Source organism: Maribellus comscasis (assembly GCF_009762775.1).
In the GTDB taxonomy this organism is placed as follows: Bacteria; Bacteroidota; Bacteroidia; order Bacteroidales; family Prolixibacteraceae; genus Draconibacterium; species Draconibacterium comscasis.
In genome coordinates this window covers 6,502,172-6,520,742 of the sequence record NZ_CP046401.1, presented here as the reverse complement: position 1 = coordinate 6,520,742, position 18,571 = coordinate 6,502,172, and the positions used below count along the sequence as shown (strand labels likewise).

Sequence of the window (18,571 nt, the reverse complement as noted above, 5' to 3'; positions counted from 1 at the left end):
TGAAGTTAAAATAGCAAAAGCCGCTCCCGATAGTTGGAACGGCTTTATTGATTGTATATAACAGTAGTTATTAGGTTTCCTTTTTAAGACCTATGGTATGACATATGAAGCCTCCATCTTTTTGCTGGGATCGCTTTCTGAAACAGCTGTCAGAGTTATTCTGACATCGCTTTTTTCGCCATCTTCTTCGCTAAAATAAACAGGAATAGAAATTTCTTCCCCTGATGAAACAACCGCCAATTCATTCAGAATTTCGGCTTTTAAGCCTTCTCCTTCAGTACTTACCGCCAAACGATAAATATCATTATCAAAACAGGAGGCATCCAAACCTGCTTTTTTATCTTTGTTTTTCAGCGTAAAAAGAGCAACACTTTCCTTTGTTGTTTTTGGTGCGGTTAACTGAAAATCTCTTTTTGCAGCTCCGCTTCCATCAAGCGATTTAACGCCAATAGTATAAGAAAGGATGCCTTCCTGGTTTCTATGTAAATCAATAATATAAAAATGAAGCCGGTTATACGGGTCATCATACTCAAATTCACTGCCCGAATTTAAGCCGGCATGGAAAAGTGCATCATTCAACTGGCGGTAGTCGGCAATTGTACGCATAACCTTTTCGCCATTGGGTTTATCGTAATCCACCATATTTATGTCTTCCGGATGAGCGTCAATAACCCAGTTAAAGCAATTAAACTGATTTACGCCGCCATTTCGGCTCTCTTTGTCCCTGTTCTTTGCGAGCAATACTCCATTATCCGGACAATAAGAGTCGTAGCCAATTCTCTGAACCACTTCCAGAGAATAATAATCGTAATTTGGTATTCCCGGGGAAAGTGGATTCTCAGCAGGGTCGTCAACCGGTGTTCGATCATGCGGTTCTTCTCCGTCAAGTTCAACAATTACACCAGCATATTCTCCTTCAAAGGGTTCAACTGCGCGGGCAGTGATGTTTGCAACTGCAAGTCCCGTAACAGCCAGGCTATCACGACTCAGTCTTAAAATATCATCTTCGGTTAAAAAATCATTTTTCATCCTGTTACGAACCATAAGCCCGGCCGGCATTGAAGCTCCGGCAATTGCGGGAACCACCCAGCGTTTATGCGGACCTCCCGGACCATTAAAACAGCCGCGGTCCATCATATCCCAGGGACCGGAACCAGCTCTTCGGTAAGGTTCTACATAAGGATTATTATTATTATCTCCTATCCTAAAAGCATAATGCCCCAGCTCATGTGTAATTGTTCCTGAGTTTTCGCCCTGACGAATAGATGAAATTCCCCATTGCATTGCACCTGCTTTCCACGATGTCCAGGGCACATAACGGGTGGCTACCCAACGCGGTTTATCCGGATTCGGATTTCCCCATTCCGGTGGAATATCTTCTTTTGAATTAAATTTCATTTCGCCAAACTCCTGCCAAACACCGGTTTCATCGTAACTCGCATAAATTCGTAAAATTGCGTCGTAATTTTTTCTCAAATCTCCGTATTCTGCACGCCACAACGAATCCACATCACGTTCCATTCTTCCTTTGGGTTTACTTCCATCGGGAGTAAAATCATTTTGTCCCCATTCGTTTAAACCATATTCCCAAAGATTTTTAGGTAACTGGTAAGGTCCATATGCATCAACCTCAGTAATCCCGAATTCTCCCCGCGACTGCTCCATCCAGTAACCATTAATTGTTTGGCCATGATTTACATCTGATGGTTTGATAAAAAAATCGCGATAAAATTGAGCAACGTCCTCCCGTTTAATCGGATCTATTTGCGGATTACCAAATAAATCAGAGCCTTTGGGTTGAGTAATAACAAAAGGTTGATCAGGAAAATCAACCGCAACCAAAGCCATTTTAAAACCCCGTTTTGGTTTTATCGACGGATCAGCCCAACTTATTTCTGGAATGGGTTTGTAATCTTCCCAGGTCATATCGTCCTGATCCTGCACCATTTGCGGATCTATCGGACCAACTTTCTTCACAGATACTTTTTTCTCTTTTTGCGAACATCCCCAAAAAGCTAAAAGCAACACAAGAATAAATAATACAGGTATTTTTTTCATATCATAACTAAATTAATACAACGATTTTCAAAAAAGGCAATAATACACTTATCAAAAAATGACAAAAAACACATTTTGTCGAACACAATGAGATTTACAAAACAACACTTATAGATAATTTCTATCAGATAAAGCAAAATTCCAACATTTAGATAATTTAACAAACTGCAATATAAAAGAAACACAGACCTTTTATAGTCCCGATTTTTAAGTTAACCCTATATGAAATATTGGTAACCTTTTTGTTTTGCCTCCGTTTGACATAAAACAATTTGCTATCTTTGAGCTGCTTTTGGCAAATTAGGAGTAACAACCTGATTTTCTGATAAAAACAACAAATAAGTTAAACAATAAAAAACTACTCACAATGTTAATTAGCGACGTAAAAGCAAGAGAAATCCTGGATTCTCGCGGTAATCCGACAGTTGAAGTTGAAGTATTATTGGAAAGTGGCGCATTTGGCCGTGCTGCTGTTCCGTCGGGAGCATCAACCGGAGAAAACGAAGCACTTGAGTTGCGCGACGGCGACAAAAGCCGTTACCTTGGAAAAGGTGTTTTGAAAGCTGTTGAAAATGTAAACGAAGTAATTGCCAAAGAAATTATTGGTATGGACGCTACTGACCAGGTAGCTCTCGACAGCAAATTACTTGAATTAGACGGGACAAAAACAAAATCTAATTTGGGTGCCAACGCAATGTTGGGAGTTTCGTTGGCTGTAGCTAAAGCTGCTGCTGATTATTCAGAACTTCCGCTTTACAAATATATTGGTGGAACCAACGCAAAAACATTACCTGTTCCAATGATGAATATCATCAATGGTGGTTCTCACTCTGATGCCACAATTGCATTTCAGGAATTTATGATTCGTCCTATCGGTGCTCCGTCTTTCCGTGAAGGTTTGCGTATGGGAGCTGAGGTTTTCCACGCTTTGAAAAAAGTACTGGCAGCTAAAAACCTTTCAACTGCAGTTGGCGACGAAGGTGGTTTCGCTCCAATGTTAGGTGGAACTGAAGAAGCTATCGATTCAATTCTTACTGCAATAAAAAATGCGGGTTACAAACCAGGTCGTGCAGAAGACGGTGGTGATGTTTCTATCGCTATGGACTGTGCTTCTTCTGAGTTCTACAAAGATGGCGTTTACGACTACAGCATTTTTGAGCCAAACGGAGTAAAACGTAACTCTGACGAGCAGGCAGCTTATCTTGCAGAATTAATTGCTAAGTACCCTATCGACTCTATAGAAGACGGTATGGATGAAGGCGACTGGGACGGATGGGTAAAACTAAACGCAGCGATTGGCGACAAATGCCAGTTGGTTGGTGACGACCTTTTCGTAACTAACGTTGAGTACCTGCAAAAAGGTATCGAATTGGGTGCTGCGAACTCAATCCTTATTAAAGTAAACCAAATTGGTACTTTAACTGAGACATTAGACGCAATTGAAATGGCTCATCGTGCTGGTTACACTTCAGTAACTTCTCACCGTTCAGGTGAAACTGAAGATGCAACTATTGCCGATATCGCAGTAGCTACCAACTCGGGTCAGATTAAAACCGGTTCTTTGAGCCGTTCAGACCGTATGGCAAAATACAATCAGTTGCTTCGTATTGAAGAAGAACTGGGTGCAAGCGCTATCTACGGATACAAAAAAATCTACAAAAAATAATCTAAGATATAGAATATCAATAAAAGCCGTCTTTCTGATGAAGGGCGGCTTTTTTGTTATAATCTGCTTGTGTAATACCTTTTGAACATGCTGTGCTGAACTTGTATTTTATTATGAATAAAAGGCCGTCAATCCTAATTTAAAGAACTCCATTCCTACATATCGAATCTCAAAAACAAGGACACTCAGCCTTTCCGGAAAGCTATTACATGATGATTTTACAAGTAACTTTTCTATTAAAATAAATCGAACTTCTATTACTTTTTTGTAAAAACTTTAGCAGGTATCTTATCTTTTAATAAAAATTTTACTGGCTTTTGCTCAAAAAATTGCATATTCGATAGACTTTAGATACTATCCATTAAAATAACCAAAAATGAAACGACGCAGTGCAATGAAAATAGCAGCCGGAGCTATTATTGGAGGTGGAGCCGGCGTTTTAACACTCACCCAGGCTTTTAAACCCGAGCCACTTCCCGAAAAAAAACCTCAAAAACTTGAGCCGGGAAAAAGTGAAAACAACTGGAAATATGCTTACTTGGACCCCGCAATCTCAGGTCAAATTGCCTACGATCAATACAGTGTCGGAAGCTGCATGTATGCAAGCTTTTATGGAGTTGCTTCTCAAATTGCCGAAAAATTCGGAGGCGAATACGCTTCATTTCCTTTTGATATGATGAAATACGGACATGGTGGCGTTGGAGGTTTTGGAACTTTATGTGGTGCGCTCAACGGAGCGGCGGCTTTAATCGGCTTGTTTGTTGGCGATAAAAAGATGAGGGACAGTTTGATAAACGACCTGTTTCAATGGTATGAAAATACCCAGCTTCCGGTATTCAAACCCAGGAAGGCTGTTATGGATTACACTCCCGCTTCGTCTGTATCTCATTCTACACTCTGTCATGCCTCTACAATCAATTGGGGTAAAGCATCCGGTTTTAAAATCGACAGTGATGAACGAAAAGAAAGGTGTCGCCGTTTATCGGGCGAAGTGGCAGCCAAGGTAACCACGTCACTCAACAGTTTTTTTAATGATGATTACGTAACTGTCTATCAGAATAACGATAATGCAGGCACTTGTTTAACCTGTCATGGCAAAGAAGGAAAACTGAACAACATCAGTGGAAAAATGGATTGTAATTCATGTCATACTAAATCTGTTGCTCATAAGCTATTTGGCGACGTGCATTACAAGTATATGAAAGCAAAATAGTTTCGAAAAAAGGAACATATTGAAGATTTTATTGCCGGACTTTTGATGTTGTAAAAAAATCAAAAAAAGAAACTTCATCCTGACACAAATTAATTAAAACAAAAAATCCGTTGTCAGATTTATTGTCAAACCATCAATTTGATGGTAACTTTGCCCCACTCTGAAAAAGAAAAATAACCATCAAAAAAATCAAATATAAAAAACGAAACAAAAATATGATTTCTTCCATTATTGAAATACTTGTCATGTTAAATCCTTTTGCTTTATTTCTTTATCTCGAACCCATTCGGAAAGATTTAACACACAAAAGTTATTTGCTCGTAATTTTTAAAGCATCGCTAATTTCATTTTTTGTTTGTTTGCTTTTTTTCTTTTTTGGAGATATAATTTTCAGAAAGATATTCGCCATCAATTTTGAATCATTCCGAATATTTGGTGGTATAATCATCTTTTCTTATGCCTATATTTTTATCGTTCGTGGCGAAAAAGCCCTTATTATGATTAAAGAAAACCTGGATGATCTGGCTTCGGAGATTGCCTTGCCTTTTATGGTTGGTGCAGGAACCATTTCACTCAGCATCCTGCTCTCTCAAAAACATTCCTATCTTATAGGCTCTCTGGCTTTAATTATCATATTTACTGTTAACTTCCTCATTTTGTTTCTTTTAAAGAAGTTTAGAGACAGCATTGAAAAACGAAAGTTTAAAAAAGCTTTCGATAAAAACATGGAAGTATTGCTCCGTTTAAACGGTTTTTTTATTGGCGCCATAGGTGTAAATATGATGCTAACAGGAATAAAAAATATGTTCTTTTAGTTGGCCAAATTATTCCCCAAAAAGATAATATTAAAGCAAAAAACATACTCCCAAAATTCGTTTTAAACGTTGGAACATTACCCGGATTGCTACTCCGTATAACGCAGAATGATTAAAAAGATGTTACTTCACTTCAAAACTTTTTCTAACTTAGATACTTGTATATTGTAACAATTCTGAATCTAAGAAGTCTAATTTGGTATATCGAAAAGTACTTTCTGTAGAAACTACAAGATTTGCCGAAATGTCAGAAACCATTTATTTATGAATCATTTCATTGCTTTATCAATTAATCATTCAAAATAATTTTTATGAAAAATTTGTATTTAACTGCACTATTTGTATTTGGTATTGTTGCTATTACAGTTGCACAGGGCACAAAACTGTTGCGCCAGCCTGCACTTAGCGAAACACATGTAGCCTTTACTTACGGCAGCGATATTTGGGTTACCGATTTGAAGACAAATCAAACTAAAAGACTAACCAATACAGGTGCTGTAGAAAGCAATCCTCATTTCTCACCTGATGGAAAAACCATTGCTTTTACTTCTAACCGTTCAGGAGTAAGCGCTGTTTATACCGTATCAGTGGAAGGTGGAATGCCTCAAAGATTAACCTGGTATCCCAGCTCTGCAACTGTTTGCGACTGGACTCCTGATGGCAAATATATTTTATATTCAACGTCACGGGAAACAGCCCCAACGGGTTACGGGCGACTCTGGACCGTGTCAAAAGACGGTGGCCCTTCTGAATTGCTTACCGAACAGTGGGGCGCCGATGGCTCATTTTCACCTGATGGAAAACAAATCGTTATCGACCGCGTTTCCCGCTGGGATGGAGAATGGAGAAATTATCGCGGTGGACAAAATACGCCATTGGTTGTTTTGAATCTGAAAGATATGTCGGAAGAATTACTGCCAAATGAAAGAACCATTGATATAAAACCGATTTGGCTGGGTGACCAAATTTATTTTCTTTCCGACCGGGACTGGATTTCAAATATATGGTCGTATTCGCCAAAAACAAAAGAATTAAAACAAATCACTCATTTTTCAGAAACCGATGTAAAGTGGGTAGCCGGTAACGGGAACCAACTTGTTTTTGAACACAAAGGTTTATTAAACCTGCTCAATCTTACAAATAATAAAATTACCCAACTTGATATTACTATTGCAGGTGACTTCCCCTGGGCTGATGAAAAATGGGAAGATGTGAGTAATTCGGTTCGTTCTGCGTCGCTCTCACCTACCGGGAAAAGGGCAATCATGGAATCACGTGGAGAAATTTTTACTATTCCGGTTGAAAACGGTAATGTAAGAAACCTGACAAACTCTTCTGATATTGCCGACAGGACACCGGTTTGGTCGCCAAAAGGAGATAAAATTGCCTGGTTTTCTGATAAGGGCGGAAATTATTCGTTAATGATTGGAAACCAGGATGGCTTAAGCGAGCCCAGAACTATCTCCATCGGAGAATCAAACTTAGGATGGGAACCGGTGTGGTCGCCGGATGGGAAATATATTGCTTTTGACGATGACGATGCCAGAATCCGTGTTATTGAAGTTGAATCAGGGAATATTCAAACCATCGATTTAGCCGGTAATAACCAGGAAAGGGGCTCTTTAGGATTAACCTGGTCTCCTGACTCAAAGTGGCTGGCTTATTCTAAATCGGGAGATAATAATTTCAGAAGAATCAAATTGTGGTCGGTAGAAAACAAAAGTATCACAACGGTCACTGATGAACTGGCTGATGCGTTCTCTCCTACTTTCGACCGCGACAAAAAACACCTTTACTTTTTGGCCAGTACAGAACTGGCATTAGGATCGGGATGGGCGAACACCAGTGCAATGACTGCCAATCCCGAATACGCTGCCTATGTTGTCAATCTTCAAAAAGACGAAGCATCGCCATTTAAACTAAAAAGCGACGAGGAAGAAGTGAAAGATGACAATGAAAATAAAGAAGAAGAAGATAAGAAAGACAACAAAAAGGAGGACAAAAAATCAGAAGAAGAAAAGAAGGATGAAGAAAAAGCCGAAAAAAATGATTCTGTAAAAATCGATTTTGAAGGAATCGACCGCAGAATAATTGCGTTGCCAATACCTGTCAGAAATTATCAATATGCCTTAGCCGGGCCTGAAGGAACCGTATTTATTGGTGAAAGAATTCCAAACTCACCTGGTTTAACGCTACAAAAATTCTCTTTGGAAGACCAAAAAGCTACTCCTTATATAGAGGGCGTGGGAAGTGTTTCTTTGTCGGCAGACAGTAAAAAAATCCTCGGTAGATTAAGTGGTTCATGGAAGGTAATGGATGCAACAAAACCGAATGGGAAAGATAGTGAAAGCCTGAAGGTGGAGTTGAAAATGAAATTAAACCGCTCGCAGGAGTGGAATCAGATGTTTGAGGAAGCCTGGCGTTACGAAAAGGATTATTTTTATGCACCCAATATGCACGGCCGCGACTGGGATCGGGTTCATGCGCGTTATGCACCTCTTATTCCACATGTCAAACACAGAGCAGATTTAACTTATATCCTTGATCAGGTAAATGGCGAACTTTCTGTTGGGCACAGTTTTGTTTTTGGCGGAGACTACCCTGAGACAGAAAGAAATTCAGTAGGATTACTGGGAGCAGATTTTACTCCTGAAAAAGGATACTGGAAAATTAAACGAATTTATACAACCGAAAGCTGGAATCCAAATTTATCAAGCCCGCTTGAAGAGCCAGGTTTAAAAGTAAAAACCGGTAATTACATTGTAGGCGTAAATGGTGAAGAGGTGACTACAAAAGAAGATTTGTATCAATATTTAGATGGTACTTCAGGTATTCAAACTGTTTTGCAAATCAACGATAAACCTGATTTTAAAGATTCATGGACAATTACTGTAAAACCTATTCGGAGCGAAAGCGGATTGCGTCAGCGTGCCTGGGTTGAAGATAATCGCCGGCTGGTTGACAGCTTGTCAAACGGCAAGCTGGCTTATGTATGGATTCCGAATACCGGCGGCAACGGTTTTGTATCGTTTAACCGTTATTTCTTCGCACAGCAGGACAAAGAAGGGGCCGTTATCGACGAGCGGTTTAACGGAGGTGGATTACTGGATGATTATATGGTGGATTTAATGACCAGAAAACTCAGAGCAGCAGTAACCAACGAAGTAAAAGATGGAAAACCATGGGTATTACCTGCCGGAATTTTAGGACCAAAAGTTTTGTTAATAAACGAATTAGCGGGTTCAGGTGGCGACTTTTTCCCCTGGGTATTCCGCCATCAGAATGCGGGGCCACTTATCGGGACAAGAACCTGGGGTGGACTGGTAGCCTCGGCTGTACACTACAGCCTTGTTGACGGGGGCGCGTTAACTGCTCCGACAAATGCAGTCTATGATCCCGTAAAAAAAGAATGGATCGCTGAAAATAAAGGTGTTGCTCCTGATATCGAGGTGCGGCAGGATGCTAAATCTCTCGCAAAAGGATTCGATCCGCAGTTGGTACGGGCAGTTCAGGAAGCACTTAAACTTGTTGAAAAAGAAGGAAAAACAGATGATTCACATCCTACGTATTCAACACCGGCTTTAAAAAAATAGAATAAATTAGCAGTATAAGAAACGGGCTGTTCAACAATTCTGAACAGCCCGTTTCATTTGGGTTCATTCGAGACCAAAACATGTATTTAAAGTTCAAAAACACCGACGATGATTTCATTAAAACAAATCCTTTAACATATTGAAAACGATACCGAATTCTTCCTTTCTGTATCGCAATAAATTAAAAAGCAAAATATAGCAGATGAATCGAACAATCCGGACTTTCGTATGTCTAAATTCAAACAGTTAAAGAAAACCCAATGGAAAAATATGTTGCCTTTTTGCGTGGGATAAATGTTGGTGGGCATCATAAAGTCCCGATGGCAGATCTTCTAAAAGAGATGGCAAAAATCGGCTTCAAAAATATCATTACCCTGCTTAATTCGGGAAATATCATTTTTGAAGCAGATGAAAAAAAAGAAAAGAAACTGGAAAAGAAGATAGCAGCTCATTTGGAAAAAGCTTTTGGATTTCCGATTCCGGTATTAATAAGAAAAGCAGATGAAATAAGAAAAATTATTGATAACAAACCTTTTAAGGATATCGAAATTACAAAAAACATCCGGTTATATATCACTTTTTTAGCGGAAGTCATCCGGGCAGACATAAAACTACCGTGGTATTCAGAAGACAATTCATTTCAAATTCTAAGAATCGGAGACAAACATATTGAAAGCGTTTTGGATTTAAGCCAAACAAAAACAATAAAGGCAATGGGAATTCTGGAGCAGCTTTTTGGAAAAGATATCACAACCCGTAACCTGAATACCTTGATAAAAATATCTGATAAAATAAGTAAAACTTGAAAACCTCCGAACCTTCTCATCGTTAATGGAAAAAATTGAGCAGATTCCAATAAATTTCTTCAACCTTCAAATTCATTCGAATTCAGTTAAAAATCCATGCTTTTCAGGCAAAATATTATTTTGGGGAACAAAATAAATAGTAGTATATTCAGTGCTGGATTACCTGCATATTCAACAAAATAAGAAAAGAAACAGTGAAGCTCTCCGGCATGTTTTTGTTGAAGTGCGGATTCCTGTTTTTAGGTGATTGGTATAAAAAAAATTACCGACATTAAGAAAATAAACCAAAACAGAAATTATGAACAAAACGGAAATTATAAACCTCCGGGATGAAGCTTTTCAACACCTTACCACCGAACTCCTCCCCTTCTGGACCAATCGAATGAAAGATGAGGTTAATGGCGGATTTATCACACACTTTGATAAAGACGGAAATGACACAGGTGAAGACGAAAAATCGTTGATTGCGCAAACCCGGTGTTTATATACGGTTGCATCTGCCCATCGTGCGGGATATGGGAACGGTGAATTGGCCGAGCTGGCCAAACACGGAGCCGATTTTCTGCTGAATAAAATGTGGGATGAGAAGTTTGGCGGTTTCTACTGGATGGTTGACCGGAAAGGAAATGTAAAAATCGATGAAAAAATTATATACGGACACAGTTTTGCCATTTATTCGTTGAGTGAATATACACTGGCTACGGGCGACAAACGTGGAATTGAATATGCCGGAAAAGTGTTTGACATGCTTCAAAAATATTGCGTGGACAGTCGCTACGGTGGTTACTGGGAAATGTTTCACCGCGACTGGACACTGAAAGGACCTGGCAGCGCAGGTGGCGACCGCAAAACGTTGGATGTACACATGCATTTGATGGAAGCATTTACTACACTTTATGAATGTTCGGGGAAAGAAGTTCACCGCCGGAAATTATTGGAAGATATTGATTTGTTGTTAAATGTTATTAACCACCCTAAATATAAAACCGGGATTCCGCAGTTTTTTAAAGACTGGACCGTTGCACCGCAAATTAAGTTTGACATTATTTGGGGCTGGGATCGTTTTTCAGAGGAAGGACAAAAAGGAAATGCTACCGACAATACATGTTACGGGCATAATGCTGAATTTGCGTGGCTGCTGATTCATGCTCTGGAAATCCTGAAAATATCACCGGAATCCTATGCGGAAACATTTAAAATCATTTTCGATCACACGGTTGACAATGGAATCGATACTGAATTTGGTGGTGTTTATGTAGAAGGGCCACATTCGGGTGGCGTTTACGATAGAGAAAAGGAATTTTGGCAACAAGCCGAAGTACTTATCGGAATGCTCGACGGAGTCATTCTGTTTAACGAAAAAAAATACTGGGAAGCCTACAAAAATGTACATCGTTTTGTATTCGATAAAGTTATAAATAAAGGGATTGGCGAATGGTACCCGCTGCTTTCCAGAAAAGGTGAGCCGATTTGGACTCATATGGGACATTCGTGGAAAATTAATTATCATACTGTTCGTTCCATGGTTCAAAGTATCCGTCGTCTGGACATTATACTTGCGAAACAATAATTTTCACATACAAAGATTACTATTAAAATTCATTCATTTTTATAGTCAAATGAACAAAGTGGAGGTCCGATTTTAAAATGAATAACGAAATAAAATAACCAACATATAAACCTTAACTCTAAAATGAACTTATCACTCACCTCGCTCGACTGGATTGTATTAACCGTTGTAATGGTCGGGAGCCTTTCCTTTGGCTTGTACATGGCCTACCGGAAGAATGCCGGAGAAAACAGCAAGAATTTTTTTCTTGGTGGCCGCTCGATCAAATGGCCGGTAATTGGCGCGTCACTGTTTGCAACGAATATTGGAGCAGAACATTTGGTTGGACTTTCAGGCGATTCGTATCGTTATGGTCTTTCGGCAGGGTCAGTAGAGTTAACCTGTGCAATTACGCTTGGTTTTGCCTGCGCTATTTTGTTTCCTTATTACATGAAAAACAAAATTTACACCATTCCTGAATTTCTGGAATTGCGTTATAACCGCATGGCGCGTGTTTTCTTTTCCGGTTTAATGCTGGTGATAAGTGTAATGACAAAACTGGCTTTTACACTTTTTGCGGGAGCACTTGTTTTAAACAGTATTTTAGGTTGGGACGTTATGACCACAGCCTTGTACATTGGAATAATAGTAGCCATCTTCACCATTATTGGTGGATTTACTGCAGTAGCTTACTCTGATACAATTCAGGTTGTACTGATGATAATCGGCGCATCAATTATGCTTTTCATCGGGCTTGATAAAGTTGGCGGATGGGGAGGATTGATGGAAAAAGCGCCTGAAATGATGACCATAGCCGCGCCTTACGATGACCCGGTATATCCGTTTTGGGGAATTCTGGCAACAGCTTTTTATGCCGGTATTTTTTACTGGGGAATCGACCAGGTAAATGTACAGCGTGTACTTTCGGCACCCGACTTAAAACAAGCACGTTGGGGCTCCATGTTTGCTGTATTTTTAAAACTTTTCCCCATCTTCTTATTTGCGTTGCCAGGTGTAATTGCCTTTGCACTTTTTCCGGGTGAACTTTCGGGTGAAGAGTCAAAACAAACTTTTGTTTTGCTGCTGAATAAACTCCTTCCGAGCGGACTGCGTGGTTTAATGCTCGCAGCTTTGATGGCAGCCTTAATTACCTCTTTAATTGCAGTTTTAAACTCGGTTTCAACACTTGTGGTACGCGACTTTGTAGTAGAATTCCGTTCTTCCATATCCGAGAAAAAACAGGTAACACTCGGACGTATAATTATCCTGTTGGTGACCTTCCTGGGCATTGGAGCAACATATCTTGTTTACAAAAATGAAGAAGGTTTGTACAAGTACCTGCAAACTATTTCTGCATATCTGGTAATTCCGGTGTTTCCGGCCATATTTTTTGGTATTATCAGCAAAAAAGTCACTTTGAAAGGAGCAGCATATTCTGTTGTGGTTGGAGTTATTTTGGCTACTATTTTTGTTATCGATCAGTTGATTGGTGCTGAAGCCGGAAAACAAATCTTTCCGTTTCTTCACTATAAACTCACCTTAAATTTTGGTTATCGCGGATTGTGGGCTGAGTTTTTAATAAGCGGTGTTTTATTTGGAGTATCAGCTTTTACAAAAAAGACAGCACCGGAAAAATTGGAGAAAACAACCATCAATTACAAAATGGCCGTGGCTAAATTTGAAGGAATTAGCGACTGGCGCCTTCACCTGGGAATTCTTTCGCTGATTACACTGTTTTTGTATATTTGGTTATCGTGATAAAATATAAATTAGAATTCCAGATTTAAATCAATAATTTTATCGGCTTATTTACCGTTAAATACAAGATATCGGTAAATTTACCGTTAAACAATCATATTCACTAAAATTCCGGAAAAAGCTGCAATACCAAAACTCAACAGGGTTCCGATTAACACATATTCACTTTTTTGAACGCCGTTAAAACGCAAAATTGATTTTGCAGCAATAATCAAGCCTACTGCCTGGTATTGTCCCATAATAATTAATGCCAAAGCAAGAAACCGTTCTATAATTCCAATCAATTTTCCGGCGTTAGGAAGACTCTGCTCTCCCGGATTTTCGGAATTCTCTTCAGGTGTTTCAATCGAAAAAGCTTCAAATATATACTTTATAAAAATATTGGACGGTTTTGCACAAAATACAAATGCGGCTACTACAGCAACGATTTTCAGATTTAAATCAATTAAAAAGTCTATTCCAAAGAAGAAGGAGTAAGCGAAAACAATTCCGACAATTGTTATAATATGAATAAACTGGTCGAGAAAAAAATAGCTTCTTGTTTTATTTTTCAACACCAGCCAACTTTTAAAAATGTCGGTTAATAAATGAATTATTGTAAGCAAAAGAGCCGCTTTCCAAAAGCCCAAATCAAACGATAATCCATAACTTGCTACTCCAACAATTAACACATGATAAAAATGGCTGGGCGAAAGTACTTTCCGGGCCTTTTTCTCGCTCATCTTTTGGGTTTGAAAAATAAAATCTGCAAGAAGATGAGCAATTATTTGTAAAAGAATTAACTTAAATTCCATTATTGAAACGTGTTTTCAAAGTGGTTAACTGCCTTTTCTATTGCCAGCCATCCGGCTGCTGTAGAATGCTGGCTGATAGTAGATTGGTATTTTCCCAGTTTCTGTGCAATATCATTTTCGTTCAAATTCATTAGCTTAAAAAATATCACCTCGCATTGTTTCGATGAACATTTGGAAAGGATAGTATCCAACAACATAAAAACTACGTCAAACTGCTCCCTGAGATTGTCGTCGGAACAGGCAAAAAACATCGTATTCTTAATCACTATCTTTTGTTTGTTTGAGGTTGAATAATTTTTAATTGCCCGTCCGGACATATAAATTGCTTCACCGTCTATAATTCCTTTTTTTGTATCTAGTGTGATTAAAGGCGCAACAGCAACAGCCAAACGGATACCGTGTTCAAAAAAATATTTAAGTCGTGATTTGTCATTCTCTTTTGTGCTGAAGACAATGGATTTAACAAAGGTTTTTAACAGAAGTGCAATCCGAAGAGCAAATGCAGGCTCAGCCAATGCTATTTCAATATAATCTCCCTGCACCAGTCGACCAAAAAAACGTTGTTTTGCATAGTCTTCTGATAAATTATCAATTAACTGCCTGATGCCTGATTCAAGCTCTCTTTTTTCTGAAACGTTTAGTGATGTATAAGAAATTACATCAGCCGATATTGTTGCATAGTTCATAATACCCCACATTTATCAGTAAATATACTGATAAATACAAACTATCGGTAATTTCACCGATAATTTATCTCCTATAAAAGTCTGCTAAGTATTTTATATTAACGCCACTGAACCAAAGCACTGTTGTAGGCTTCCTCGGCTCGCCACCGGGGCTTGTGAAAATAAATCAATCCATGCCCGGGCAGCATAATATCCATTTCATGCTGAGCAAATTTCCGCAGCGATTCGATATATTTCTTCTTATCAAAATCAAACGAGCCATCCCATCCAAAATCGCCGGCCAGTAAGGTGCCAATAATATCTCCACTGACCGTTATTTTTTTGCCTTCGTAATCAAAAGAATAAGCTGTACATCCCATGGTATGTCCCGGGTAGTGCCCTACTTTAATTCTCATTCCCAGAACGTCTATTACCTCACCATCAGCTACAACCCGGTCTACAACAAAAGGATTAAATTTTTTGTGATATAAATAACCGGCGCAACGTTCGTCACCTGATTGGACAGACTCTGCTGTTTCTTTTATTGCAATAAATTTCACCCCTTTTTCTTTTAAAATGTGTCCACCCCCGGCGTGATCATAATGTGCGTGAGTAAGAATACAATATTTTATATCGTCAGGTGATAAATCCCAGTATTCTATATTGTTAAAAATCTGTTCCATGGTATCTCCGCATCCACAATCAAACATGATCAGGCCCTCATCGGTTTTCAAAACATAGGAGTTGGCATCATTCCACAAAGCGCCCTGCAAATCAAACGTCACTCCGTTCAAATCGCCACTCACCTGATATAAATTTTTTAGTATCTGCATTATCAATTTAAATTTGTCAGCTTTTTAAAATCTGATAACAAAATCAGTTATTATCAGACATATTATTTTTCAACCGTTCAGCTTCCCAGCCGTGATCGATGTATTCCCAGTTAAAATCATCGCCATTCACTTTAATCAGCACAAAACCTTCTTTGGTGTTATGACGACGACCTTTCCATCCGTTCCCGGCTATAGAACCTCCGGTAATATAATGGATGCGATTGTTTATTTCGCCATATTCCCTCCAATGGATATGTCCCTGCAAAATCAATATCTTTTTATAATCTTCCAGCATTACAAATATTTCGGAAGAGTTACTCACATTTCCCCTCCCCTCACTCCCTTTAACCTGTGCACGAGCAGTAAGCATTGGAAGATGTGTTACCAAAACTACCGGAGTTAAGGTATCAACTTTTGCCAAATCATCTTTCAGCCATTCCAATTCCTCCCCACTAAAAACGCCGGTGTATCTTTTATTTTCAGTAACATCCAGCGAGTTTAAAACCACAAAATGCCAGCCTTTGTGGTCAAAGGAATAGTATGTTTTCCCGAAGTAGCGTTCAAACATTCCATATTTATAATCCGGATGATCGCTGGTTTCAGGGCTTTCGGCATAAATCGCAAATAAATCGTGATTTCCCAAACAATTGTAAACCGGCATTTTAAAACCGGTACTCATTTCTTTATACAAAAAAAATAAACTGTCGCTACGCGCCTGGTTGCCACGCATGGCATCATAGACCAAATCGCCACCGGTAATTACAAAATCCGGATTCAGTTCATTTACTTTGTCAATGGCCAATTGAAAACCTTTGGGAGCGTTCATTTCCGGCTTTAAATGAATGTCGGTAAGAAATGCAAAAGTAAAGGATTCTCCTTTTTTTGCGTTGTTATTTTGACCAACAATACCAGTTATCAGAATCAATCCCAGAAAAAAAGTATATAACGCTTTTTGAAACATGATAAATTAATTTTTCTTTTTACACCATATTCGCGAGCGGGGAGCCATTTCAAATTTTAATACCTGATTTTCCATTTGAAGTTCTTCTCCTGAAAATCCATCTACAAAATGACTTCCCATCTCCACATGAATTTCCACAATAGCTTTCCCGCGGTTATAATTATGAAGAACAAAACTACCATCCGATAAGTTTTGAAAAGTTACTCTTGTTGGCGCATTTAGTTCCGGTGTACTTTTCTGCCGAAATACATCTCGGACAGTATTCGCCCAGTTTTGAGGCACCTCCAGTAATCCTATTTGTCGCGGACAAAGCAATACTTCTCCTACCCTGTTAAAATCTTCCTGCGAAAATGTATACGTATTGATTACCGAAATATTTTGCTTTTTATTCTGAACCATAAAAACCGGATTCTCAGCATTTGAAACCGCCAACAAAGAAGTAGCGCCATCAGGAATTATTTTGTAGTCCAAAGTCATTGAAAATGGCAGCTGCTCCTCTTTTCCATTATTCAGAATTAAATCGGTTGTTATTTTTTGATTCGTCAGCGGACAACTAATTTGCGCTATTTTCGCCAGTTTTTCTCCATCTTTTGCATGAGCCAGAAAACCGGTTGTCACAACCAACTTCGTTCCATTTTGTAGCGAATTGATTGCTTTTTTTACCACATTTTCGTCGGAAGCGGCTTGTGTTGGCAAAAATACGACATCTGCATTTTCAGGATATTCTGATTCAGGAACCAACGAAATTCCCAACATTCCCATATAATCCATCAGATACAAATCGCCACCGGCGTCGCTATTGGCCGGTTTATAAGCAACTGCTCCCTGAATAGGATTTTTTGCCACAGCCGCCGCCAAATCAGCCAGTTTTTCAAAATCGCGCCGTAGTAAATGGTGCCCCGGATGACCCGAAATAAAACTACCAAAATTAAAGATCACCAGCTCTTTTGCTCCTGCCAATACTGACTGCCAGGCCTGCTCAATAAAATCCAAATCAGAACAATCACCATGATCGAACCAGGCTCCGCCCATTTTTTCTCCGGCAAAAGTTGAAATCCACCGGTAATTGATAAAACCTTCGTATGGCTGAACAAAACCAAAACGTTGCGTGTATTGCCCGCGTGTTTCAGTTCCTGCCCAAACACCGTCAAATAAAGCAGGCTCTTTTGCCAAATCGTAACCAAATATATGAAAACGATCGTACCACTGCGGAAATTTGATGATCATTTTGATGTCCGGATTTGCCTCCCAGGCTGGCTTTATAAAAACTGATTCCGAAAGGTCGGTTAGCAATTCTCTCCGGTATTCCGACCAACTTTTATCGCCTTTAGCAATTTTTGATTCGCGGCTGGTATCGGCAGTACACAAAAAGTCGTCAATAATAAAAGTATCAAAAACCGGTACCACACTTTTTATTACCTTTCGCAGGTCATTTTGTGTTTTTTTATTTTGCCAGTTAAACCAACCAAGCGTTCCATCCTGCTTTACTCCAAAATCACCACCGGGAACAGTAGCAATTCCGCCAACAACTTCAAAACCATTTTTCTGAAGAAAAATTACACTTTCGCTAAGCAAATCAGGCGAAACCACCAGGCCGCTTCTATAAACTTCCAGATAAACTTTGCTTATTCCATTGCAGCGCAAAAGTGAAATGGTTTCTCGTTTCCCCTCTTCTGTTGAAAACATATTCTCCACTGTATGGGCTGTAAGGTAGACTCCCAAACGCAAATCATTTTTTCGCGAAACCGCATAATTCCATACATCACCAGTAAATTCCTGTGGGTAACTTTGTCCATTTGCAAAAAAAACAAACAGCGCTAAATAAACAAACGTAAAAAGTTCCGATTTCATTTATTTTAA

13 protein-coding genes are annotated in these 18,571 nt (G+C 39.1%); 7 read left to right on the top strand and 6 right to left on the bottom strand.

All coding sequences use genetic code 11. The annotated features are described in order from the left end of the window. Positions 1-90 precede the first annotated feature (90 nt). A complete protein-coding gene (locus GM418_RS26270) occupies positions 91-2,058 on the bottom strand; it encodes a metallopeptidase domain-containing protein (RefSeq protein WP_158870509.1) in 1,968 nt (655 codons plus the stop codon). A 367-nt stretch (positions 2,059-2,425) separates the two neighbouring features. Between GM418_RS26270 and eno the strand changes: the two genes are divergently transcribed. From eno to GM418_RS26235, 7 genes are all read left to right on the top strand, one after another. Beyond that, on the top strand, positions 2,426-3,724 hold the full coding sequence (gene eno / locus GM418_RS26265; protein ID WP_158870507.1) for a phosphopyruvate hydratase: 1,299 nt from the start codon (positions 2,426-2,428) through the stop codon (positions 3,722-3,724). A 376-nt stretch (positions 3,725-4,100) separates the two neighbouring features. Then, on the top strand, positions 4,101-4,937 hold the full coding sequence (locus GM418_RS26260) for a C-GCAxxG-C-C family protein (protein ID WP_158870505.1): 837 nt from the start codon (positions 4,101-4,103) through the stop codon (positions 4,935-4,937). A gap of 215 nt (positions 4,938-5,152) precedes the next feature. Next, positions 5,153-5,752 carry a MarC family protein gene (locus GM418_RS26255; RefSeq protein ID WP_158870503.1) on the top strand — a complete coding sequence of 200 codons (600 nt, stop codon included), beginning with the start codon at positions 5,153-5,155 and terminating at the stop codon, positions 5,750-5,752. 311 nt (positions 5,753-6,063) lie between these two features. After that, positions 6,064-9,345, top strand: a complete 3,282-nt coding sequence (locus GM418_RS26250) for a S41 family peptidase (RefSeq protein WP_158870501.1) — start codon at positions 6,064-6,066, stop codon at positions 9,343-9,345. Between the two features lie 260 nt (positions 9,346-9,605). Continuing rightward, a complete protein-coding gene (locus GM418_RS26245; protein WP_158870499.1) occupies positions 9,606-10,151 on the top strand; it encodes a DUF1697 domain-containing protein in 546 nt (181 codons plus the stop codon). Between the two features lie 298 nt (positions 10,152-10,449). Further along, a complete protein-coding gene (locus GM418_RS26240; protein WP_158870497.1) occupies positions 10,450-11,721 on the top strand; it encodes an AGE family epimerase/isomerase in 1,272 nt (423 codons plus the stop codon). Positions 11,722-11,844: 123 nt separating this feature from the next. Then, positions 11,845-13,458 carry an SLC5 family protein gene (locus GM418_RS26235; RefSeq protein WP_158870495.1) on the top strand — a complete coding sequence of 538 codons (1,614 nt, stop codon included), beginning with the start codon at positions 11,845-11,847 and terminating at the stop codon, positions 13,456-13,458. Between the two features lie 86 nt (positions 13,459-13,544). Here the strand turns inward: GM418_RS26235 and GM418_RS26230 are convergent, their stop codons facing one another. From GM418_RS26230 to GM418_RS26210, 5 genes are all read right to left on the bottom strand, one after another. Continuing rightward, positions 13,545-14,252 carry a DUF3307 domain-containing protein gene (locus GM418_RS26230; RefSeq protein ID WP_158870492.1) on the bottom strand — a complete coding sequence of 236 codons (708 nt, stop codon included), beginning with the start codon at positions 14,250-14,252 and terminating at the stop codon, positions 13,545-13,547. Continuing rightward, positions 14,252-14,938 carry a fumarate hydratase gene (locus GM418_RS26225; protein WP_158870490.1) on the bottom strand — a complete coding sequence of 229 codons (687 nt, stop codon included), beginning with the start codon at positions 14,936-14,938 and terminating at the stop codon, positions 14,252-14,254. Before GM418_RS26225 ends, GM418_RS26230 begins: the two co-directional genes overlap by 1 nt. Before the next feature lie 98 nt (positions 14,939-15,036). Beyond that, positions 15,037-15,750 carry an MBL fold metallo-hydrolase gene (locus GM418_RS26220; protein ID WP_158870488.1) on the bottom strand — a complete coding sequence of 238 codons (714 nt, stop codon included), beginning with the start codon at positions 15,748-15,750 and terminating at the stop codon, positions 15,037-15,039. Between the two features lie 43 nt (positions 15,751-15,793). Further along, a complete protein-coding gene (locus GM418_RS26215; RefSeq protein WP_158870486.1) occupies positions 15,794-16,711 on the bottom strand; it encodes a metallophosphoesterase family protein in 918 nt (305 codons plus the stop codon). 6 nt (positions 16,712-16,717) lie between these two features. Beyond that, positions 16,718-18,562: a hypothetical protein gene (locus GM418_RS26210; protein WP_158870484.1), complete on the bottom strand. Its 1,845-nt coding sequence runs from the start codon at positions 18,560-18,562 to the stop codon at positions 16,718-16,720. Positions 18,563-18,571: the final 9 nt, after the last annotated feature.